At 40.2% G+C, this 18179-nt stretch carries 16 protein-coding genes; 7 read left to right on the top strand and 9 right to left on the bottom strand.

Annotated elements, in window-relative coordinates; all coding sequences use genetic code 11:
• Positions 1 to 16: 16 nt before the first annotated feature.
• Positions 17 to 517: a 5-(carboxyamino)imidazole ribonucleotide mutase gene (gene purE / locus QSE00_RS18030; RefSeq protein ID WP_110357881.1), complete on the bottom strand. Its 501-nt coding sequence runs from the start codon at positions 515 to 517 to the stop codon at positions 17 to 19.
• Positions 518 to 530: 13 nt separating this feature from the next.
• The gene (locus QSE00_RS18025; RefSeq protein WP_110357880.1) at positions 531 to 1685 is read right to left on the bottom strand and encodes a 5-(carboxyamino)imidazole ribonucleotide synthase; all 1155 of its coding nucleotides are present in this window, start codon (positions 1683 to 1685) and stop codon (positions 531 to 533) included.
• A gap of 144 nt (positions 1686 to 1829) precedes the next feature.
• Between QSE00_RS18025 and QSE00_RS18020 the strand changes: the two genes are divergently transcribed.
• The 3 genes from QSE00_RS18020 (at position 1830) to QSE00_RS18010 (ending at position 4812) form a co-directional block, all read left to right on the top strand.
• A complete protein-coding gene (locus tag QSE00_RS18020) occupies positions 1830 to 2945 on the top strand; it encodes an adenylate kinase (protein WP_110357938.1) in 1116 nt (371 codons plus the stop codon).
• A gap of 165 nt (positions 2946 to 3110) precedes the next feature.
• Positions 3111 to 4112, top strand: coding sequence for a GTPase ObgE (obgE, locus tag QSE00_RS18015; protein WP_110357879.1), 1002 nt, complete (start codon positions 3111 to 3113; stop codon positions 4110 to 4112).
• A 172-nt stretch (positions 4113 to 4284) separates the two neighbouring features.
• The gene (locus QSE00_RS18010; protein WP_286106962.1) at positions 4285 to 4812 is read left to right on the top strand and encodes a DUF4136 domain-containing protein; all 528 of its coding nucleotides are present in this window, start codon (positions 4285 to 4287) and stop codon (positions 4810 to 4812) included.
• Positions 4813 to 4925: 113 nt separating this feature from the next.
• Here QSE00_RS18010 and QSE00_RS18005 read toward each other — a convergent pair whose 3' ends face one another.
• The 5 genes from QSE00_RS18005 to QSE00_RS17985 form a co-directional block, all read right to left on the bottom strand.
• A complete protein-coding gene (locus tag QSE00_RS18005; protein WP_110357501.1) occupies positions 4926 to 5300 on the bottom strand; it encodes a DoxX family membrane protein in 375 nt (124 codons plus the stop codon).
• Positions 5301 to 5377: 77 nt separating this feature from the next.
• Positions 5378 to 11452, bottom strand: a complete 6075-nt coding sequence (locus tag QSE00_RS18000; protein WP_286106961.1) for an alpha-2-macroglobulin family protein — start codon at positions 11450 to 11452, stop codon at positions 5378 to 5380.
• Between the two features lie 204 nt (positions 11453 to 11656).
• Entirely contained in the window at positions 11657 to 12442 is a 786-nt protein-coding gene (locus QSE00_RS17995; protein ID WP_353477484.1) for an SDR family oxidoreductase, read from the bottom strand.
• Positions 12443 to 12487: 45 nt separating this feature from the next.
• The gene (locus QSE00_RS17990) at positions 12488 to 12805 is read right to left on the bottom strand and encodes a cupin domain-containing protein (RefSeq protein WP_286106959.1); all 318 of its coding nucleotides are present in this window, start codon (positions 12803 to 12805) and stop codon (positions 12488 to 12490) included.
• A 54-nt stretch (positions 12806 to 12859) separates the two neighbouring features.
• Positions 12860 to 13042: a hypothetical protein gene (locus tag QSE00_RS17985; RefSeq protein ID WP_286106958.1), complete on the bottom strand. Its 183-nt coding sequence runs from the start codon at positions 13040 to 13042 to the stop codon at positions 12860 to 12862.
• 77 nt (positions 13043 to 13119) lie between these two features.
• On the opposite strand from QSE00_RS17985, the gene QSE00_RS17980 reads away from it, so the two are divergent.
• Both QSE00_RS17980 and murI read left to right on the top strand, forming a co-directional pair.
• On the top strand, positions 13120 to 14481 hold the full coding sequence (locus QSE00_RS17980; RefSeq protein ID WP_110357497.1) for a UDP-N-acetylmuramate--L-alanine ligase: 1362 nt from the start codon (positions 13120 to 13122) through the stop codon (positions 14479 to 14481).
• A 138-nt stretch (positions 14482 to 14619) separates the two neighbouring features.
• Positions 14620 to 15411: a glutamate racemase gene (murI, locus tag QSE00_RS17975; protein WP_286106957.1), complete on the top strand. Its 792-nt coding sequence runs from the start codon at positions 14620 to 14622 to the stop codon at positions 15409 to 15411.
• 21 nt (positions 15412 to 15432) lie between these two features.
• On the opposite strand, the gene QSE00_RS17970 is transcribed toward murI, so the two are convergent.
• Both QSE00_RS17970 and QSE00_RS17965 read right to left on the bottom strand, forming a co-directional pair.
• Positions 15433 to 15936, bottom strand: a complete 504-nt coding sequence (locus QSE00_RS17970; protein ID WP_110357495.1) for a dihydrofolate reductase — start codon at positions 15934 to 15936, stop codon at positions 15433 to 15435.
• Positions 15933 to 16322 (bottom strand): 2TM domain-containing protein, encoded by a 390-nt coding sequence (locus QSE00_RS17965; RefSeq protein ID WP_110357494.1) that lies wholly within the window; start codon positions 16320 to 16322, stop codon positions 15933 to 15935. Before QSE00_RS17965 ends, QSE00_RS17970 begins: the two co-directional genes overlap by 4 nt.
• Positions 16323 to 16378: 56 nt before the next feature.
• Here QSE00_RS17965 and QSE00_RS17960 point away from each other — a divergent pair, with 56 nt between their 5' ends.
• Both QSE00_RS17960 and QSE00_RS17955 read left to right on the top strand, forming a co-directional pair.
• Positions 16379 to 17461 carry an aminotransferase class V-fold PLP-dependent enzyme gene (locus QSE00_RS17960; RefSeq protein ID WP_286106956.1) on the top strand — a complete coding sequence of 361 codons (1083 nt, stop codon included), beginning with the start codon at positions 16379 to 16381 and terminating at the stop codon, positions 17459 to 17461.
• Positions 17462 to 17614: 153 nt separating this feature from the next.
• Positions 17615 to 17911, top strand: coding sequence for an isoamylase early set domain-containing protein (locus tag QSE00_RS17955; protein ID WP_110357491.1), 297 nt, complete (start codon positions 17615 to 17617; stop codon positions 17909 to 17911).
• Positions 17912 to 18179: the final 268 nt, after the last annotated feature.

The raw sequence follows: 18179 nt of genomic DNA, 5'->3' as shown, positions 1-18179 counted from the left end.
AATTGGTAGGGACAGTTTATTTTTTAAGGTTTGCTTTTTTCATTTCCTCGGCACCATCCATTACCTTTTGTTTTAAGCCCTCTTTGTAAAAAATGATTTTGTCCAGGACACATTTGTCCGAGCTTCCTATAATCTGCGCCGCCAATATTCCGGCATTTTTTGCGCCATTTAGGGCCACTGTTGCAACGGGGACGCCTCCCGGCATTTGTAGAATGGAAAGTACGGAATCCCAACCGTCTATGGAATTGCTGCTTTTTACGGGAACACCTATTACTGGTAGCGGGGACATGGAGGCTACCATTCCCGGTAAGTGAGCTGCACCTCCTGCGCCGGCAATGATTACAGAATATCCGTTTTTATGGGCATTCTTGCTAAAATCGAACAATTTTTCCGGGGTACGGTGGGCAGAGACAATATCAACATCTACCTCAATATCAAAACCTTTTAATATATCAATGGCTTCTTGCATAACGGGAAGGTCGCTGGTGCTTCCCATAACTACGGCTACTTTACTCATATCATTGAAAATTTTATTCACTAATCACTTTAATAGTATTTTTGACTTGTTCGGCTATTTTTCTAGCCTCCTTAACGTCGTTGTTCACAATAGTAACATGACCCATTTTCCTGAAAGGCCGGGTCTGTTTTTTACCATAAATATGGGGTGTAACACCATCTAGGCCCAAAATCTTCTCCATATTTTCATATACCACATTACCTGTATGGCCCTCTGCACCGACCAAATTTACCATAATACCGGCTACCTTGCTGGCCGTATTTCCTAACGGAAGGTCCAAAATGGCACGGATATGTTGCTCAAATTGGTTGGTATAACTTGCTTCAATACTGTAATGGCCACTGTTATGGGGTCTTGGAGCCACCTCGTTTACCAGAATTTTATCGTCCTGGGTCTGGAACATTTCCACGGCCAACAGCCCAACATGCTTTATTTTATGGGATAGTTGCAGTGCTATTTCCTGAGCTTTTTCCGCAACCTTGGTATCTATGCGTGCGGGACAGATAACATATTCCACTTGATTGGCCTCGGGATGGAACTCCATTTCCACCACGGGGTATGTTCTTACTTCGCCGCTGGCACTCCGAGCCACGATCACCGCAAGCTCATTTTTAAAATTCACCATTTCTTCGGTAATGCATTCCCCAGCAGGCAGGCCGTTCAGATCTTCCAGTTTGCGAACTACCTTTACCCCTTGTCCGTCATATCCAAATTGGGTTGCTTTCCAAATAAAAGGAAATTTAAGGCCGCCGTTGGCAACACTGTCTTCGATCTCACTTTTATAAGCGAAACGCTGAAAATCTGCAGTGGGAATATTATGGTCTACATAAAACAGTTTTTGTTTTGCCTTGTTCTGTATTATGCGCAGTGCACGTGTAGGCGGAAAAACCTTCAATCCTTCCTCTTCCAGTTTTTCCAAGGCATCCAGGTTTACGTTCTCGATCTCTATGGTAAGCACATCTACTTTTTTGCCAAGCGCATAAACTGCATCAAAATCCATTAAATCGCCCTTAAAAAATTCGTTGCAGGCTATTTTGGAAGGGGCTTCGTCCGATGGGTCCAATACCTTGGTATGGATGTCAAATTTTCTTGTTTCGTACAAAAGCATTTTACCTAATTGACCGCCTCCTAGTATTCCTAATTTAAATTCAGAAGAAAAATAGTTCATTGGAAAAGATTCGCTTGTATTAAAGTAGATTGTATTTTAGAAACAAAAATACAGCTAAATCTTAGAAACTAGGCCTGGACCCTTAAAAAAGAGAAATCAAAGTGCTATATTTGGCATCTTGAAATTATTATAGAAACATTAGTCTTGATTAAGCTACACGACAAATATTTTAAGCCTTTTATAAGTGAAGGTGAGATTACCGCCGCGATAAAGAGAATTGCGGAACAAGTGGCTGTGGATTACAAGAAGGAAACTCCCATTTTTGTGGGCGTACTTAACGGGGCATTTATGTTCGTTTCGGATTTTCTAAAAGCTTATCCCTACCCTTGTGAGGTGTCCTTTGTGAGGTTAAGCTCCTATCAGGGCCTTACTTCTACGGGAATTGTGGAAACACTTTTGGATGTTCCGGAGAATATTGAGGGCAGAAGTGTTATTATTCTAGAAGATATTATAGATACAGGTAGGACCGTAAAAAAATTAATCGACCTATTCTCCAATACCAAGGTAAAGGAATTTAAAATTGCAACCCTGTTTTATAAATCAGAAGTGTACAACGGAGAGTACGATATAGACTATTTCGGCATGAAAATCGAAGATAAGTTTATAGTAGGATATGGATTGGATTATAATGAATTGGGAAGAAATTTAAGAGAAGTATATCAACTAAACCAAAAGCATATGATAAACCTAGTTTTGTTTGGAAAACCTGGCGCAGGAAAGGGCACACAGGCTTCATTTTTAAAGGATAAATATAATTTAAAGCATATCTCGACCGGAGATGTCTTTCGTTATAATATTAAGAATGGTACCGAACTGGGAACATTGGCAAAGTCATATATAGACAAAGGAGAATTAGTACCGGATGAGGTTACCATTAAAATGCTACAGGATGAGGTAGAGAAGAATCCCGATGCCAGTGGATTTATCTTCGACGGATTTCCTAGGACTACGGCCCAGGCCCAGGCTTTGGATGATTTCTTGGTAAGTAAGGAGATGCGGATCGATGCAACCATTGCCTTGGAAGCCAATGATGAGGTATTGATACAAAGACTATTGGAACGCGGTAAAGTTAGTGGTAGGAGCGATGACCAGGATGAAAAAATGATTCGTAACCGCTTTGATGAATATAATGAAAAAACGGCTCCATTAAAGGATTACTACGATGATCAGGGGAAATTTCACAGCGTCAATGGAATAGGTTCCATAGAGGATATTACCAGCCGCTTGGCAAAAGTAATAGAGGAATTACAGGCGGTATAAGTTTGTGGCCTTTGGGAATGTATTCCCAGTTTAGGAAAGGGAATTAATATAAATGAACCTCGCGGGATCCGGTTGTCTGCCTACCCATAAGTTCTTAATTAAATGGGGAGCTATAAGAGTTCTGTGGTTCTACTGTGATAGAACTTGCTATAATAAACTAAAAAAATGACGGAAGGGAATTTTGTGGATTATGTAAAGGTGCACCTTGAATCCGGTAACGGAGGGAAAGGCTCTGTGCATTTGCATAGGGAGAAGTTTATCACAAAAGGTGGGCCAGATGGTGGTGACGGTGGTCGTGGTGGGCATATAATTGTCCGTGGCAATAAAAATTTATGGACCCTTTTGGGCTTTAAGTTTACCCGAACCTTTAGGGCCGGGCACGGTGAGCATGGCAGTAAAAACAGAAGTAGTGGTGCGGACGGACAGGATGTGTATTTGGAAGTGCCCTTGGGCACCGTTATTAAAGACGCAGAAACACTAGAAGTCTTAATGGAAATTACCGAGGACCAGGAAGAGAAAATTCTTTTGGAAGGCGGTATGGGAGGTCGCGGCAACTGGCATTTTAGAACAGCTACCAATCAGACGCCAAGATACGCCCAACCCGGCATAAGTGGCCAGGAATTGGACCTTATCCTGGAGTTGAAAGTATTGGCCGACGTAGGCTTGGTAGGTTTTCCAAATGCGGGTAAATCTACTCTTCTTTCGGTCCTTACCTCTGCCCAGCCCAAGATAGCTGATTACGAGTTTACGACCCTTAAACCCAATTTAGGGATTGTGGAGTATAGGGATTTTAAAAGTTTTGTTGTTGCGGATATTCCCGGTATTATTGAAGGGGCGGCCGAGGGAAAAGGACTTGGGCACTATTTTTTAAGACATATAGAGCGTAATTCAACCTTGCTCTTCCTGATTCCTGCAGACAGCAAGGACATTTCCAAAGAATATGAAATACTGTTGGACGAGTTGCGCAGATATAATCCAGAACTGTTGGATAAGGACCGTTTGATAGCGATCTCCAAAACCGATATGTTGGACGAGGAGCTTATTGCAGAAATGAGAATTGAACTGGACAAGGATTTCAAGGATGTACCTTATATGTTCATATCTTCGGTAGCCCAGATTGGGCTGGTGGAACTTAAAGACAGACTGTGGGCCATGCTGAATAGATAGTCCCAATTTTCATTGGATATACAGATGCCCGTTTATGGTATTTATAATGCCTTGCGTTTTAACGAAAACTTACCCTCATAAAAAACGGCAAGAATAATTTTCACTATTTTAGAGTCTATTTAGGAAATGCCAATCACAATTTCTTAAACGGGTTCTTATAAAAATTGGAATAATGAAAAGTATAATCCCATTCTTGCTCTTGCTATTTTTAGTTTCCTGCGGCGCCATTCGTGTAAATTATGATTATGATAGGGATACTGACTATTCTAAATATACTACCTATAACTACTATTCGGACATGGATACCGGTTTAAGTGAATTGGATACCCGCCGATTAGTAAGGGCTATTGATTCCACTTTACGGGCTAAGGGTCTTTTATTATCCGAAGAACCCGAATTTTTAATAAATATTTTGAGCAGCTCTTTTCAGGCGCCTAGAAATAATACGGTAGGGGTAGGTATAGGAGGTTCTGGGAGGAATGTTGGTGGAGGAATGACAATTGGAATTCCAGTGGGAGCAGCAAATGTGGAACGTGAAATTCAGTTCGATTTTGTGGATAGTGAAAAGGATGAGCTTTTTTGGCAGGCCGTAACAGTAAGCAGCCTTAGGGAAAATAGTTCTCCAAGTGTAAGGGAGGCAAAAATTCAGGAATTGGTGACCAAAACTTTTGAAAAATACCCCCCTAAGAGTAGAAAGTAACCCGTACTTCCCAAGGTAAGGGTAGAGGCGAAATAGCTATAATAAAAATAGGAAGGGGGATCCATAATGGATCCCCCTTCCTATTTTTTAAGGCTATGTACCAATTGTTGGAATTATGCTCTCAGTATATCTTTATACCTTTCTTTGTAAGCGTACAGCATTACTATATTAAGAATAAGCAATACCAGAGTGAGGCCAATGGAACCAGGTTCCAAAAAGGCATTGAACAATAACGCATTCACTGAGATGGTCATCAATATGATCATCATTAACGCCCCAAATTTATTGGTCAATAAGGATATCCCCGAAAGAATTTCAACTATGGCTACCACATATAGGGTATTGGTGCTCATCAAGGCCGAAAAATAATTCATGGCGGCTTCGGACATCTGCCCCGCCGGCATAAAATGTAAGAATTTATTCGCCCCGAAGACGATCAGAAAAATTCCAAAAACAAAGCGTAACGCAATAAAAAAGGTAGAGTTCATAATTCCTTGATTTTATGTTAGTTATTTATCAATTTATGAAAAAAAGCAATACCTTTTTAGCAATATTTTATTTTTTGTTATTCTATTAGAATTCTGACTCCTTCGCTGTGACTACTAAATTCGGGTGCGTACATACTCTGAATGGTAGAAATCCCGTTGCTGAAATCCCCGGCATTGTTGACCCTTAAATCATATTCAAACACATAAATACCTTTGGGCAGGTAATCGAAAAAGAAATTGGTACTGGCATCTTTTGTGCTTTCATAGTACCCAAGACCATCTTGCCATTTATAGCTAGACATCACATTGATGGGTTCCATTCCCGCGGCCCTCATGTCTTTCATATGTACATATTCCATGGGTCTATCTACTTTTAATTCAATTCTTATACGAACTAAATCCCCAACATGTAAAGGTGTTTCATTGTTAATTTCGGATATAACCTCACCAGTATCGGTATTCGTTTTTAAGAACACTTTCTTTTTTAATTTCAAAGGCGAGTCGGCAGAGGTTATTTTGTCCAAATCTTCAAAATATTGCCAGTACAAAGCTCCCCAAGCAATACCATCCCCTTTTTTGTTCAGCTGTACCTCTGCCATTTTTGGACTTATTTCGTTCTTGGTCCAAGAGGTTTTGTAATAGCCGGTTCCGGCTTCCACCTGTACATTTTCCAGTTTGGAGGGGTCAATTTTTTCACCTCCCACCAATACGTTTACTGCCTCTGTAACAGACAACCATTCACTTCCTTTTAAAAGAAGGGCGTAAATGGCATCCGTGGTAGCTTTGGTAGTTTTCCATTGATTGGTCTGTTTGTTCTTCAACAGCCAAATTTTAAGATTGTCTACTGTTTTATTATCATCTTTAATTTCGGAAAAAGCCTCTATTAGCAAGGATTGGGTTTCAATGGGAGCTTGGTACCAATGCCAGGAATTGTTGTTTTCCTTCCAATACATACCCAATTCCTCACTCAAAATACTATTTTCCTCCAAGGATTGTATTATTTTATTGGCGGTAGCTGTATTTCCGTTCCTATAGAGAATTAGGGAAAGCAGGCCTTTTGAATACAGATCCTTTTTTACCCAATATTTTTGTGCCTGAATTTTGTAGTACTCCATTATTTCAGCCACTTTTTTGGAGATCATGAGTTCTGGAAAATAGCTGCGCATATACAGATAATGTATTTGGGTATGGCTTAAATGGTCTTCTTTAAGGTCAGTGCTGTATTTTTTCATTTGTTCGTATTCTTTTACAAACTCTTCATCCAAATAAGAAACCGCATTTGTTATTATTTGTAATTTTTTGGGATCATCACTGTTTTCAACCCCGGATTTTTGTTCATTTTCAGAGGTCGCTGTCAATTTTCTTAAATGTCCTAAGCCGGTAACAATATGTTGGGTGATAAATCGGTTTTCGGGACCTCCCTTGAACCAGGCCCAAGCCCCGGATGACATTTGATTCTGTATAAGTTTGTTGAAGGCATTGTCCTGATCATTTTTTAATTTGTTCAGATCAAAAAGCAGTGCTATACGTTTCTTTTGTTCGGTTTCGTTTTGGGCATCGCGCAACCATGGTGTTTCCTGAATTAAGATCGATTTTAATTCTTCATTCTTTTCAAGATTGCTCAACAGCGCATCGGAGTTGGCCCATTGGTCAAATACTTGTTGTATTCTTGGATAGGAATTGGCAATATACCCTCCCAAAGTGTTGGCGTAGTATCTCGAAAATATTTGCTCATTACAATCATAAGGATATTCCATTAAGTATGGAAGGGCCTGTACTGCATACCATGCCGGGTTGGAAGTTATCTCCAGGCTAAGTTGATGATGCTTTAGGGTAGAGGAGGTAGTGTTCTTTAATTTGTCCAAGGTAAAGGTTTTGGTTTCATTGCCCCGGACCCACATTGGCAGGGTTTCGGTAACCAACATTCGGTTGGAGAGTACCGGAAGTACATTTTGTTCCCCATCACTAAAATCACCGGCCTTGGCCATTACCTTATACTGTACGGCTCCAATTCCTTCAGGAATTTCTAGACTCCATGAAACCTGGGTATTCCCCATGGCGTCTACCGTAAAAGTGTTTTCGGGTATAACGGTTTCGGGGCTACTGATCAAAAGCTCTTGGGTTATATCCCTTCCGCTAAAGGCATCCACCAATTCCAGCCTAGCATTGCCATTGAGCAATTTGTTGGTTAGATTCGCGATTTTGGTGCTGATCGTTATTTTATCACCCTCACGTAAGAAACGTGGGGCATTTGGGATAACCATCAATTCCTTTTGCGTAACGGTTTGCAAGGTGGAGGTGGCAGTTTCCATGGTTTTGGTATGTGCCAGTAGCTGTAGCTTCCATTTGGTCAAAGCTTCGGGGGTAGTGAAACTAAAGGATACATTTCCGTCTTTATCGGTTAGAAGCTGGGGAAAGAAAAAGGCAGTTTCCTGTAGGTTTTTCCTGATTTGGATATCGTCAAAGCCATTTTTGCTGTTATTCCCTGTTGGGGTTATTGGGTTGTGTTTCCCATTGTTTTCCGGAGCTTGGGCCACACTGCCGGTAATAATTGTTTCATCCAAGGCTTCACTCTCGGCCAATTCCTCCCTGTGTATTCCTGTAGCACTACTCTTCATCATCATTCTGTCTCTTAGTGCATACCCAAATCCAAAATGAAGGCCGAACCAATCAAAGGAGTCATAATATTGAGATTCGTAGGCAAACCTGTCACCAAAATTTAGATAGGTATTAAAGGAAGTAATCCCATAACTTTTATAAGCATTGAGATGTCTGCTGGTGTAATATTGCCCCTTGTAGTTTGGAGAGAAATTCCAATGGTGTCCCTTAAAGGCATCCAATGAGGCATCGTACATACCTGCCAGTAGTTCGGCCGATACCTTGTCACCTTTAGGACCTTTAATTTTAAAGGACCATGTTTCCTCTTTTCCAGGCTGAAGCTTATCGCGAAAGGTAATTGTTTCAATTTTTAGGTCCGAATTGGGGTAGGGGACCGTAATGGTAAGGCTACCCGATTGAAAGGCATTGTATGCGGAGTAGCTATAATTTATGGCAAATCCACCCAAGTCATCGGCAGTAACAGGAATTTCGATGGTCTTTGAATTATTGTGCAATTCAATTAGATGTGTTGCCACAATTTCTTGACCCTTTTCAATGAACAAGGATATAGTAAGACCTTCCATAGCAGAACGTAAACTAAGTTTCACTTTCTCCCCAATGTTATAGGAGTTTTTATCGATCTTTATTTGAAAAAGCTGATTATCGGCCGGTATTTTGTCCTTATCACTGTAGAAAGTAGTTTGTGCAACGTCCTTTACCAATTGACCAAATTTGTCCTTTGTTTCCAATTCAATAACATATTTTCCGGACAACCATTTCTTTACGTTGCCCAAGTCGATTTCCTTGGACTCCCCTGTATCAAAGCCGGATTTCCATACTAATTCCCCTTTCTCCCAAAAGGCTGGATTATCTTCCTTTGCAAAGGCATCATGGGGGAAAAGTTCTTTGAATTTGGTTTTTCCAAAGCCATCATAATCAGGAGCTGGCCATGGTCTTGGCCTAAGGACATTGTCTGGCGCCTTTAATTTATACATTTTGAGGCTTCCCTGTGCCGCAATAAATTCACCGTTAAGATTATTGGTGGAGATGGTTATAATAGAATTTTGGCTATCCTTGTTTAAAGGATCTTCAATTTGGATATCGGCCGTAAGGGCATGATAACCCACATTGACCATAGTAGTTGCACTGTGTGTTTCGCCATTAAGGTCCGTAACATCTGCTGTAACCTCATAGTTAAAGGTGGGCATATTTTCCTTGGCGATACTTAGGTCTGGTATGGCCATGAAATTGATCTCGAATTTACCGTTGGCGTCGGTTGCCGTTTCACCATGTGCAATCTCTTGAGGGGTGGCATCAAAATAGGGCAGGTGCCAATAATACCATTTAGGGTAATACACCACTCGCCTTACGGTGTAGCTCACCTTGGCATCTGTAATAAAGCTTTCGGCGTAGGCCTTCGCCTTTCCCTGAACAGCAATGGTATCGTTAACCCTATACGTCTCCGTAATGGCTTCCAATGAAGTTTCAAATTTCGGTCGTTTGTATTCTTCAACTGAAAAATAACTATTGCCGTTAATTTCAACATCTTCAGAATCCAATTTCAAATAATAATTGCCAGTAAGCCCATTATTGGGTAAAATGAATTCACCTGAAAAGGAACCGTAGTCATTGGTTCTAAAATCTTGTTGGGCAACTTCTTGTCGATTAACATCCATAAGGCTTACCCTTATTCTTGTATTGGTAAGCACGGCGGATTTATCATCTTTCTGTACCATGGCCAACCCTTTAAAATATAGGGGTTGTCCCGGCCTGTAAATGCTGCGGTCCGTAAATAAAAAACAGGAGTAGCGGTCGTCTTCCTCCCCTTGGTCATATTTGGCATTGACATAGAAATCTTCAAAGAAGGCCTCTTCATTTTTGGTGTTGATCAGGATATCCACGTTGTTCCAGCGCTCGCTCGATAAGGGAAGGCTTACCATCCCTTTTTCGTCGGAAACAAAGGTATTGGTCAGAATAGGCCTTTCGTAGTTGCGTTGATAGGAGAATTTTAGGGTAGCTCCGGATATAGGTTTTCCGCTATTGCGATCAATTACTTGGAAGTTATGTTCAGAACCGGTTTGTCCTTCCACTAATGCCAAATTGGTAACTTGGATGGGGCTATAGGCAAAGGTGTAGCCAGAATCGGTATTGGGGGTGGCCAAAATAAGGTACGAGCCGTTGTCCAATTCTGGCAAAAGGATTTCTATTTTATGGGATTGATAATCCTTTTCGTTGATAAGTTTGGTATCCCAACTCTTAACTTCAGGGAGTTTTTTAATAAAGGCCAATATTTTTTCCTCACGATAAAGGGCATTGAGCTGCTTTATCTCCTTTTGGGTAATCTTACGGGCCGATAATTGTAGTGTGTGGAGATTTTTGTATTGCAACAATAATCGGGAAGGTTGGTTGATTGGTATATGTCGTTCCCCGGTCAAACGCAGGTCTTTGGATAGGATCTCCGATTGTAACGCCTTACATTTTTCGGCGCCCCTACTTTTTGGGAATTTTTCTATTACGGTTTGGCATAACGCCATAGCTTCCTTCTGTTTCCATCTGTACTCCTCTTTTATCTTCGGTTGATAGCTATTTCCCCAATCACGATATAGCTGGGCAATTTCAAAATAATATAAAGCCGAGTTTTTATTCTTTTTGATAGATTCGGCGGTATTTTGTAAAACCTCCAGGTACTGCTGGTCCTTGTTGGGGAATACCGCATTTTCCCTTATATATTTTAGGCGTTCAATATCAACATCCACATAGGCTTCCTCCGCGGGATCATGGAAATCCAAGAGTTGCTGATAGATTTTTATGGCTTTGGACTGTAAAGAAGTATTGTCCTTGGTGTTGATCCGTTGTTCCACAAACTGTTTTCCCTCGCATAATATTTCTGGGCTGTCCAATTCAAATTTATCTGCCGGTCTTGTAATGCTATTTTCGCTGGTCTTATAAAAATCCAATGCCGAATGGGCCAATAGATCGAACAGGGTGGGTCTAAATATGCCAGAGCCTTTTTGTTCATTGAGGATTTCTTTAAAAGCTTCCACTTTTAAGTGTTGTAATTCTAAGGGCTTTTCCAATGAAGCATCAAAATGTACATTTATTTCATGGAAGATAGTATTGGGATCCCATGTTCTAAAATCAATGCTATCCACTTTTTGCTCGGTTGTTGTCCTATCGTAGAATCGATACCTATTTTGTTGGAAATACTGCCAATACATATTTGCCAAATAACTCTCCAAGATATTTTTGGTGGGGAATTGGCTATGGTCTATTTCCTTTTTAAAATCGCGTACAATTTTTAATTGGGCGTCCTCCTCCAAGGTGAGCGCATATTTGGAGGTGTATAAAAGCGATCGTATGATCTGTACGGAATTCTGCTCTTTTTTGGCCTTTTTTGAAATTATGGCCACTATCTCCAATGCGGATTTGGTCAAGGCCTGGTTCTCAAATTTTTGGACCCTCTGCCATAAGGAGGAGTAAGTATCCTTAGGGGATTGGGAATGTCCCATTTGGGAGAAGAGGATTAAGGTAAAAATTGTTGCTATCTTTTTCATCTGTATGAATATATAAAACAAAATTGGCGTTTATTTCTTGGGTTTACAATCCTTAATGAGTGAAACACCATTTTAAGTGAGTAAACATGCCATGCAGGAATAGATACAAAAAGAATACCAACGTTGCTTTATGGAGTGGGTATTTTTTTAGTACCCATGGAAGTATTGACCTTCAGGGCAATTTTCTGTTTTAATGGCAGACATTTATAGGGATTTGAGCATTCCGCCATCTATGGGAATATTGGTCCCTGTAATAAAAGAGGCATACTCCGAGGCCAGAAAAGTAACCAAGTGCCCGTATTCTGTTGGGTCTCCAAATCGTCCCACAGGGACATGGGCCAGCATATGATTTTCAACTTCAGTAAGAGGGATGCCCAAGGATTTGGCCTTGGCACCGTTAAGCTCCTTTAGTCTATCCGTGTTAAAATATCCGGTTAAGGTACAGTTTGCAGTGATGTTATATTTTCCTATGTCGGAAGCCAAGGTTTTGGACCAGGTAACAACTGCAGCGCGTATGCTATTGGAAAGGGCCAAATAGGACAGGGGTTCCTTTACGGAAACTGAGGCAATATTGATAATGCGACCGTATTTTTGGGATATCATTCCCTTTAGTGCCTGTTCCGTGGTAAATACCACGGTCTTAAAAAGAAGGTCAAAAGCTTGTTGGTAATCATCTATATTTTTATCCAAAGCACTCCCGGCCGATGGTCCCTGGGTATTGTTGACCAATATATCAACCGTATTCGTTTTGAAGTAGGTAACTATACTTTTTTTATAAGTGTCAAAATCGGAGTAATCTACGGCCAAATATTGGTGTTGCTGTCCGTTATCTGTGGGTAAATTGGAGATCAGGGATCTCAATTGGTCCCCACTTCTGGCCATGACGGTCACACTTGCCCCACTGGCTGCCAATTGTTGGGCAATGGCCCTGCCGATTCCACGACTACTACCACCGATCAATGCTTTTTTGTTATGGAGTGATATCTTCATCTTGGTAATTTGTTTTAACACTATCCCAGTAGGACAATGATAGGTTTATTTATATTCTTCCCTAGTGGGACTAAAAACATCCAGCAATTTACAAGGGGTAAGTGCTACGCCACTATGTGAAACGTGGGGTGGAATTATCACCAGATCCCCAGGCTCATAGATTTTGGTAATGCCGTCAAGGGTAAATTCAAAATTTCCTTCCAAAACCTGCATCACCTGTTCATTCATGTGTGCGTGTTCAGGAACTTTGGCTCCGGCCTCCACCTCCCAAAAAGCTAGACTCATATTTTGGGTATGAATGAGTTTGCCATGGTAGCCAGGCATAATTTCCTTTGGGACAATTTCGGCAAGTTTTATTTTCATGGATAATGCTCTTGGGTACTAAATTAAAAAATATTCAAGGTTCGGTTATCGTTTTTAGTCATATTCCGGATTTATTCTTGAGATCCGTATTATAAATGTCCTAGGTTTCTTGAAATGGGATAGTTGAACCACTCCTGCTATTTTTGGCAGGGAACCTGGTTTAATGCCTCTGTTCCACGAACCCTTTTCTTGAAGGGGGACAGCTCCCTGTCTAGGGCTTATGGCTGTTGTTTCCATAAAAAATAGTTCATGGCAATAACTTTTTTTGATAGCCTTCAACAATGATTATCTTTACCCCATAAACCGATTTTTTCATGCACATTCATTTTATTGCCATAGGGGGTAGCGCTATGCACAATTTGGCCTTGGCCTTACATCACAAGGGGTATATTGTTTCAGGTAGCGATGACGTAATTTTTGAACCCTCCAAAACTAGGCTGGAAGCCAAAGGGCTATTGCCGGAACAATTTGGCTGGTTTCCAGAGAAATTGAATTCCAATTTGGATGCGGTGATTTTGGGCATGCATGCCAAGGCCGACAACCCAGAACTACTAAAGGCCCAGGAATTGGGATTAAAAATTTTTTCCTATCCGGAGTTCCTGTACGAACAGTCCAAAAATAAGACCAGGGTTGTTATTGGAGGAAGTCATGGCAAGACCACCATTACTTCCATGATATTACATGTATTGGATTATCACGACAGAGCAGTAGATTATATGGTAGGTGCCCAATTGGAGGGGTTTGACCGTATGGTACATCTTACGGAGGAGAACGATTTTATAGTGTTGGAAGGGGATGAATATTTGTCCTCGCCCATAGATAGGAGGCCTAAATTTCATTTGTACAAACCCAATATTGCCTTGTTGAGTGGCATTGCCTGGGACCACATCAATGTATTTCCTACCTATGACAATTATGTGGAGCAATTCCGGATATTTGTGGATAGCATTGTTAAGGGAGGTAGTATAACCTATAATGAGGAAGACCCAGAGGTGGACAAGGTAGTAAAAGCTTCTGAGAATGCCATTCGAAAGCTTCCTTATACAACACCGGAATATGTGGTTGAAAATGGACAAACCATTTTGGAAACTCCGGAGGGTCCTATGCCGATCGAAGTTTTCGGGAAGCACAATCTTAGCAATTTGGCTGGGGCCAAATGGATATGTCAGAATATGGGTGTGGATGAAGATGATTTCTATGAGGCCATTGCATCCTTTAAAGGTGCTTCAAAAAGACTGGAAAAAATAGCAGAAGGCAAGACATGTGTTGCCTATAAGGATTTTGCGCATTCCCCCAGTAAAGTAATGGCCACTACCAATGCCGTAAAAGAGCAGTACCCGGATAGAAAATTAATTGCGTGTTTGGAACTGCATACCTATAGCAGTTTTAACCCGGAATTTTTAAAGGAGTATAATGGTGCTTTGGCGGCTGCGGATGTAGCAGCGGTTTTCTACTTGCCGGAATCGGTAAGGATAAAGAAGCTGAAGGAGGTTACGGCAGAACAAATTTCGGAAGCTTTTGTTCGTGACGATTTACGGATTTTTACAGATGCCGAGGATTTCAAAAACTTTGTGTTTGGTCAACAATATGATAATTCCGTACTACTTTTAATGAGCTCGGGCAATTATGGTGGACTCAATTTGGAGGAAGTAAAAATGTTGGTTCAAAAGTATTAGGTAGTTGGTCTTTTGGTAGTGTTGAATCAAGTGGATTAAAATAAAATTTGAAAAATCGGACATTTTATTTCCCGAAAAGAACGACTCCAAAAAGTATTATTAATGTAACTTTAAGGCTGTTTAATCTTTTTATTTTAAATGAATAAAGGTCCCATAGGTATTTTTGATTCAGGTATTGGCGGTACCTCCATATGGCGGGAGATCAACAAGGTTCTTCCTTATGAATCCACTGTTTACCTGGCCGACAGTAAAAATGCCCCCTATGGGGAGAAATCAAAGGAGCGGATACTCCAACTTAGTATAAAAAATGTTGAACTACTTCTGCAAAAGGGTTGTAAACTTATAGTTATTGCCTGTAACACAGCTACCACCAACGCTATTAAGGAGCTTAGGGCCAGTTATAGTGTTCCCATGATCGGAATTGAACCTGCCATTAAGCCTGCCGCTTTAAATTCCAAAACCAAAACAATAGGTGTTTTGGCAACCAAGGGTACTTTGTCCAGCGCCTTATTCAATAATACCTCGGAAATTTATGCAAGTGGTATAAAGGTACTGGATCAGGTTGGTACTGGTCTGGTTGAGCAGATAGAGAAAGGGGAGATCAATACTTCAAAAACTAGGGAGTTATTGCAAAGTTATTTGGGGCCAATGTTAAGCCAAAGCATGGATCAATTGGTTTTGGGATGTACACATTATCCCTATTTAATACCCTTGATAAGGGAAATTTTACCTGAAAATATAAAGATTATCGACTCTGGAGAGGGGGTAGCCAGACAAACCAGGAATGTATTGCAATTAAACAATTTATTGGCGACAGAGGATGGTCCTAGTGGTTCGCAGCAGTTTTTTACTAATGGTGACGTTGAAGTACTAAATTTTTTTTTAAGGGATGTAAGTGTACCAAATAAGGCACAGTTTCTAAATTTTTAGCTTTTTTGCCACTAGGGCTGCTTATTCCTTTTGTCTTTTGGTGTAGGTCAAATATGTGAAATCATATTTATGTCGCTCATCCTTGGGGTGGTATTCCTCTTTTGTAAGTTGCCATTTGTCCTTGTCGAATTCTGGAAAAAAGGTGTCTGCCTCAAAAGTTCCGTGTACCCTTGTCAGTTCTATTTGGTTGGCATATTCCAATCCCTGTTTATATATTTCACCCCCACCTATAATATAGGATAAGGGTTCCAGTTTCACAAGGTTCAAGGCCTCTTGCATGGAATGTACCACTATACAATCCTTGTGTTTTACAGTATAGCCCTTATCTCTGGTAATAATGATATGGGTTCGGTTTTGCAATGGTTTTGGGAAACTCTCGAAGGTTTTTCGTCCCATGATTATTTTATGTCCGGAGGTAAGACTTTTGAAGCGTTTAAAGTCATCCGGTAAATGCCAAAGCAGGTCATTGTCCTTTCCCAAGGCATTGTTTTCTGCAGCGGCGGCTATTATGGATAGAATGTTCACTCTTCTTTTTTTTTATTGATGTTGGATAATGGAAATTCCGTTTCAATTTCTTTTTGCAGTGCAGCAATTTTTTGTTTCTGTTTCAATACCAACTTTTCCCTTTGCGCCCTTTCCCAATCCAGACCCATAAATTTATTGGTGATATAAACATTGAAGATATGGATTGCAAACAAAAATGCCCAAAAGGTAATGGCCCAAACAAACCAGTTGTATTCCAAGCCATACTTTAATACTTTGTTGATGAAGACGATAAATACACTTCCGATCAAAAACACAACAAAATGATTATAAAGTCGCTTTTTTTGTTTTATTCTAGTTTGGGCATGTTCCATTAGTTCATGCTGCTCTATTTCTAAAAGTGACTTTTTTTTATCCTTGGAGAACATCCTAATTCCTATCTTTATACAAAGATACCATAAATACAAATTTTACCTCTTTGGATATGCAAAAAATTATAAAGCAATTCCCAGTTTTAAGTCAATATACCTATGTAAATACGGCTACATCCGGTCTTCTTTATGATGATCTTCTGGATTGGAGACAGGAACATGATCTTGATTTTCTCATTGGAGGGAGTAGCATGAAGATGAAAGGTCACCTGCTTCTTTCGGAAACTAGAAATACCATAGGGGAATTTTTTGGTTGCAAGGCGGATAATGTGGCATTGGTGCCCAATTTCTCCATTGGGCTCAATTTGTTGTTGGAAGGCATGGGGAGTGCAAGAAACGTTTTGTTGTTGGAAGGGGATTACCCTTCTTTGAACTGGCCATTTGAAAGTAGGGACTGCCATACCTTCTATATAAAAGTTACAGAGGCTTTGGAGGAGAATATTTACGATAGGATAAGGTTGGATAACATAAATGTGTTGGCACTTAGTTTGGTGCAGTGGTTAAATGGGATTAAGGTAGATCTAGAGTTCTTGGGAAAATTGAAAAAGGAGTTCCCCGATCTATTGATCATTGCGGATGGTACACAGTTTTTAGGTACGGAAACCTTTAACTTTGAGGATTCTGGTATAGATGTGTTGGGCGCCAGTTCCTATAAGTGGTTGCTTGGTGGCTATGGCAACGGGTTTATGTTGTTTGCAGATGATGTTCCGGCCAAATTCAATTGCAGTTCTACAGGTTTTAATGCTGCTGATGCGGATATGGAAGGTAGGGAGAAGATATCCTTTGTCAAACAATTGGAGCCGGGACATTTGGATACCTTTAACTTTGGTAGTTTAAACTATTCTTTGGGGTTTCTTTCCGGCATTGGTATGGCGGCTATTTCCGACCAGATTAGAGGGCTTTCGTTAAAGGCAAAGAGCGAATTTGAAAATTTGGGGTTGTTGGAAGAGTCTGTGGTAAAGAGAAAAATACATAGCTCTATTTTTAATATTGCTGGGGATAAGGAATTGTATGCCAAATTAATGGAGCAGGATGTGGTGTGTGCGCAACGTGGAAATGGTATACGACTAAGCTTTCATTTCTACAATACAGAAAGGGAGATAGATAAGATTATTGGGATCTTAAAAGGAAGTTAGCCATGTTAGTTACTTATGAATTTTACTTGGTATTATTGTCAAAGAAGATCAATTGTTAAACTTATTTTAAGAAAATGATAAAAATGATATTGGTCATTGGGAATGAGGACTTTAATGGTGTAATTTTGAATTTTAATTTAAAATATAGAGGTTATGGGAATTACAAAACAATATTTAAAGAGCAAGCCAATATGCAAGGTGACTTTCTCTGTGCCTGCTGAAGATGCAAAGAAGGTGGTGGTAGTTGGGGATTTTAATAATTGGAGCCCAAAAGGAAGTGCATTGAAGAAATTGAAAAACGGAACCTTTAAAGGAACTTTCAATTTGCCAAAGGAAGGTACATATGAATTTAAATATATAGTGGATGGCAATTACGTAAACGACGCTGATGCAGATCGTTACCAGTGGAACGAATTTGCCGGTGCTGAAAATTCAGTATTGGAGCTTTAATTTATCTACCTCCGATACCATTGGGTCTAGAGCTTTAATGGTATCGGATTTATTAAGGTAATGGCTACTCCTGAAAGTGCATGAATTATAAATAAATGCGGATTTATAGGAAGTTTAGGGCCTTGTAAATAGCCCTTAATGGATTCCTAGGCACTTTCAGGAGTTAGCTTAATTTTGTAGAACACATAGAATATTAACTGCCCTTAGATTTTATTTAGGGTCATTTTTTTATGCCCGATCATGATTTTTGGACAGGAGGTATGCTCTT

The sequence above is a fragment of the Arenibacter flavimaris genome (assembly GCF_030291335.1).
Taxonomy (GTDB): domain Bacteria; phylum Bacteroidota; class Bacteroidia; order Flavobacteriales; family Flavobacteriaceae; genus Arenibacter.
Note: the sequence above shows the minus strand (reverse complement) of the source record. Positions and strands in the feature narration are given on the sequence as shown.

Coding starts and splice junctions, on each gene's coding strand:
- purE (WP_110357881.1), bottom strand. CDS start 517: ATGAGTAAAGTAGCCGTAGTTATGGGAAGCACCAGCGACCTTCCCGTT.
- QSE00_RS18025 (WP_110357880.1), bottom strand. CDS start 1,685: ATGAACTATTTTTCTTCTGAATTTAAATTAGGAATACTAGGAGGCGGT.
- obgE (WP_110357879.1), top strand. CDS start 3,111: ATGACGGAAGGGAATTTTGTGGATTATGTAAAGGTGCACCTTGAATCC.
- QSE00_RS18010 (WP_286106962.1), top strand. CDS start 4,285: ATGAAAAGTATAATCCCATTCTTGCTCTTGCTATTTTTAGTTTCCTGC.
- QSE00_RS18005 (WP_110357501.1), bottom strand. CDS start 5,300: ATGAACTCTACCTTTTTTATTGCGTTACGCTTTGTTTTTGGAATTTTT.
- QSE00_RS18000 (WP_286106961.1), bottom strand. CDS start 11,452: ATGAAAAAGATAGCAACAATTTTTACCTTAATCCTCTTCTCCCAAATG.
- QSE00_RS17995 (WP_353477484.1), bottom strand. CDS start 12,442: ATGAAGATATCACTCCATAACAAAAAAGCATTGATCGGTGGTAGTAGT.
- QSE00_RS17990 (WP_286106959.1), bottom strand. CDS start 12,805: ATGAAAATAAAACTTGCCGAAATTGTCCCAAAGGAAATTATGCCTGGC.
- QSE00_RS17985 (WP_286106958.1), bottom strand. CDS start 13,042: ATGGAAACAACAGCCATAAGCCCTAGACAGGGAGCTGTCCCCCTTCAA.
- QSE00_RS17980 (WP_110357497.1), top strand. CDS start 13,120: ATGCACATTCATTTTATTGCCATAGGGGGTAGCGCTATGCACAATTTG.
- murI (WP_286106957.1), top strand. CDS start 14,620: ATGAATAAAGGTCCCATAGGTATTTTTGATTCAGGTATTGGCGGTACC.
- QSE00_RS17965 (WP_110357494.1), bottom strand. CDS start 16,322: ATGTTCTCCAAGGATAAAAAAAAGTCACTTTTAGAAATAGAGCAGCAT.
- QSE00_RS17960 (WP_286106956.1), top strand. CDS start 16,379: ATGCAAAAAATTATAAAGCAATTCCCAGTTTTAAGTCAATATACCTAT.
- QSE00_RS17955 (WP_110357491.1), top strand. CDS start 17,615: ATGGGAATTACAAAACAATATTTAAAGAGCAAGCCAATATGCAAGGTG.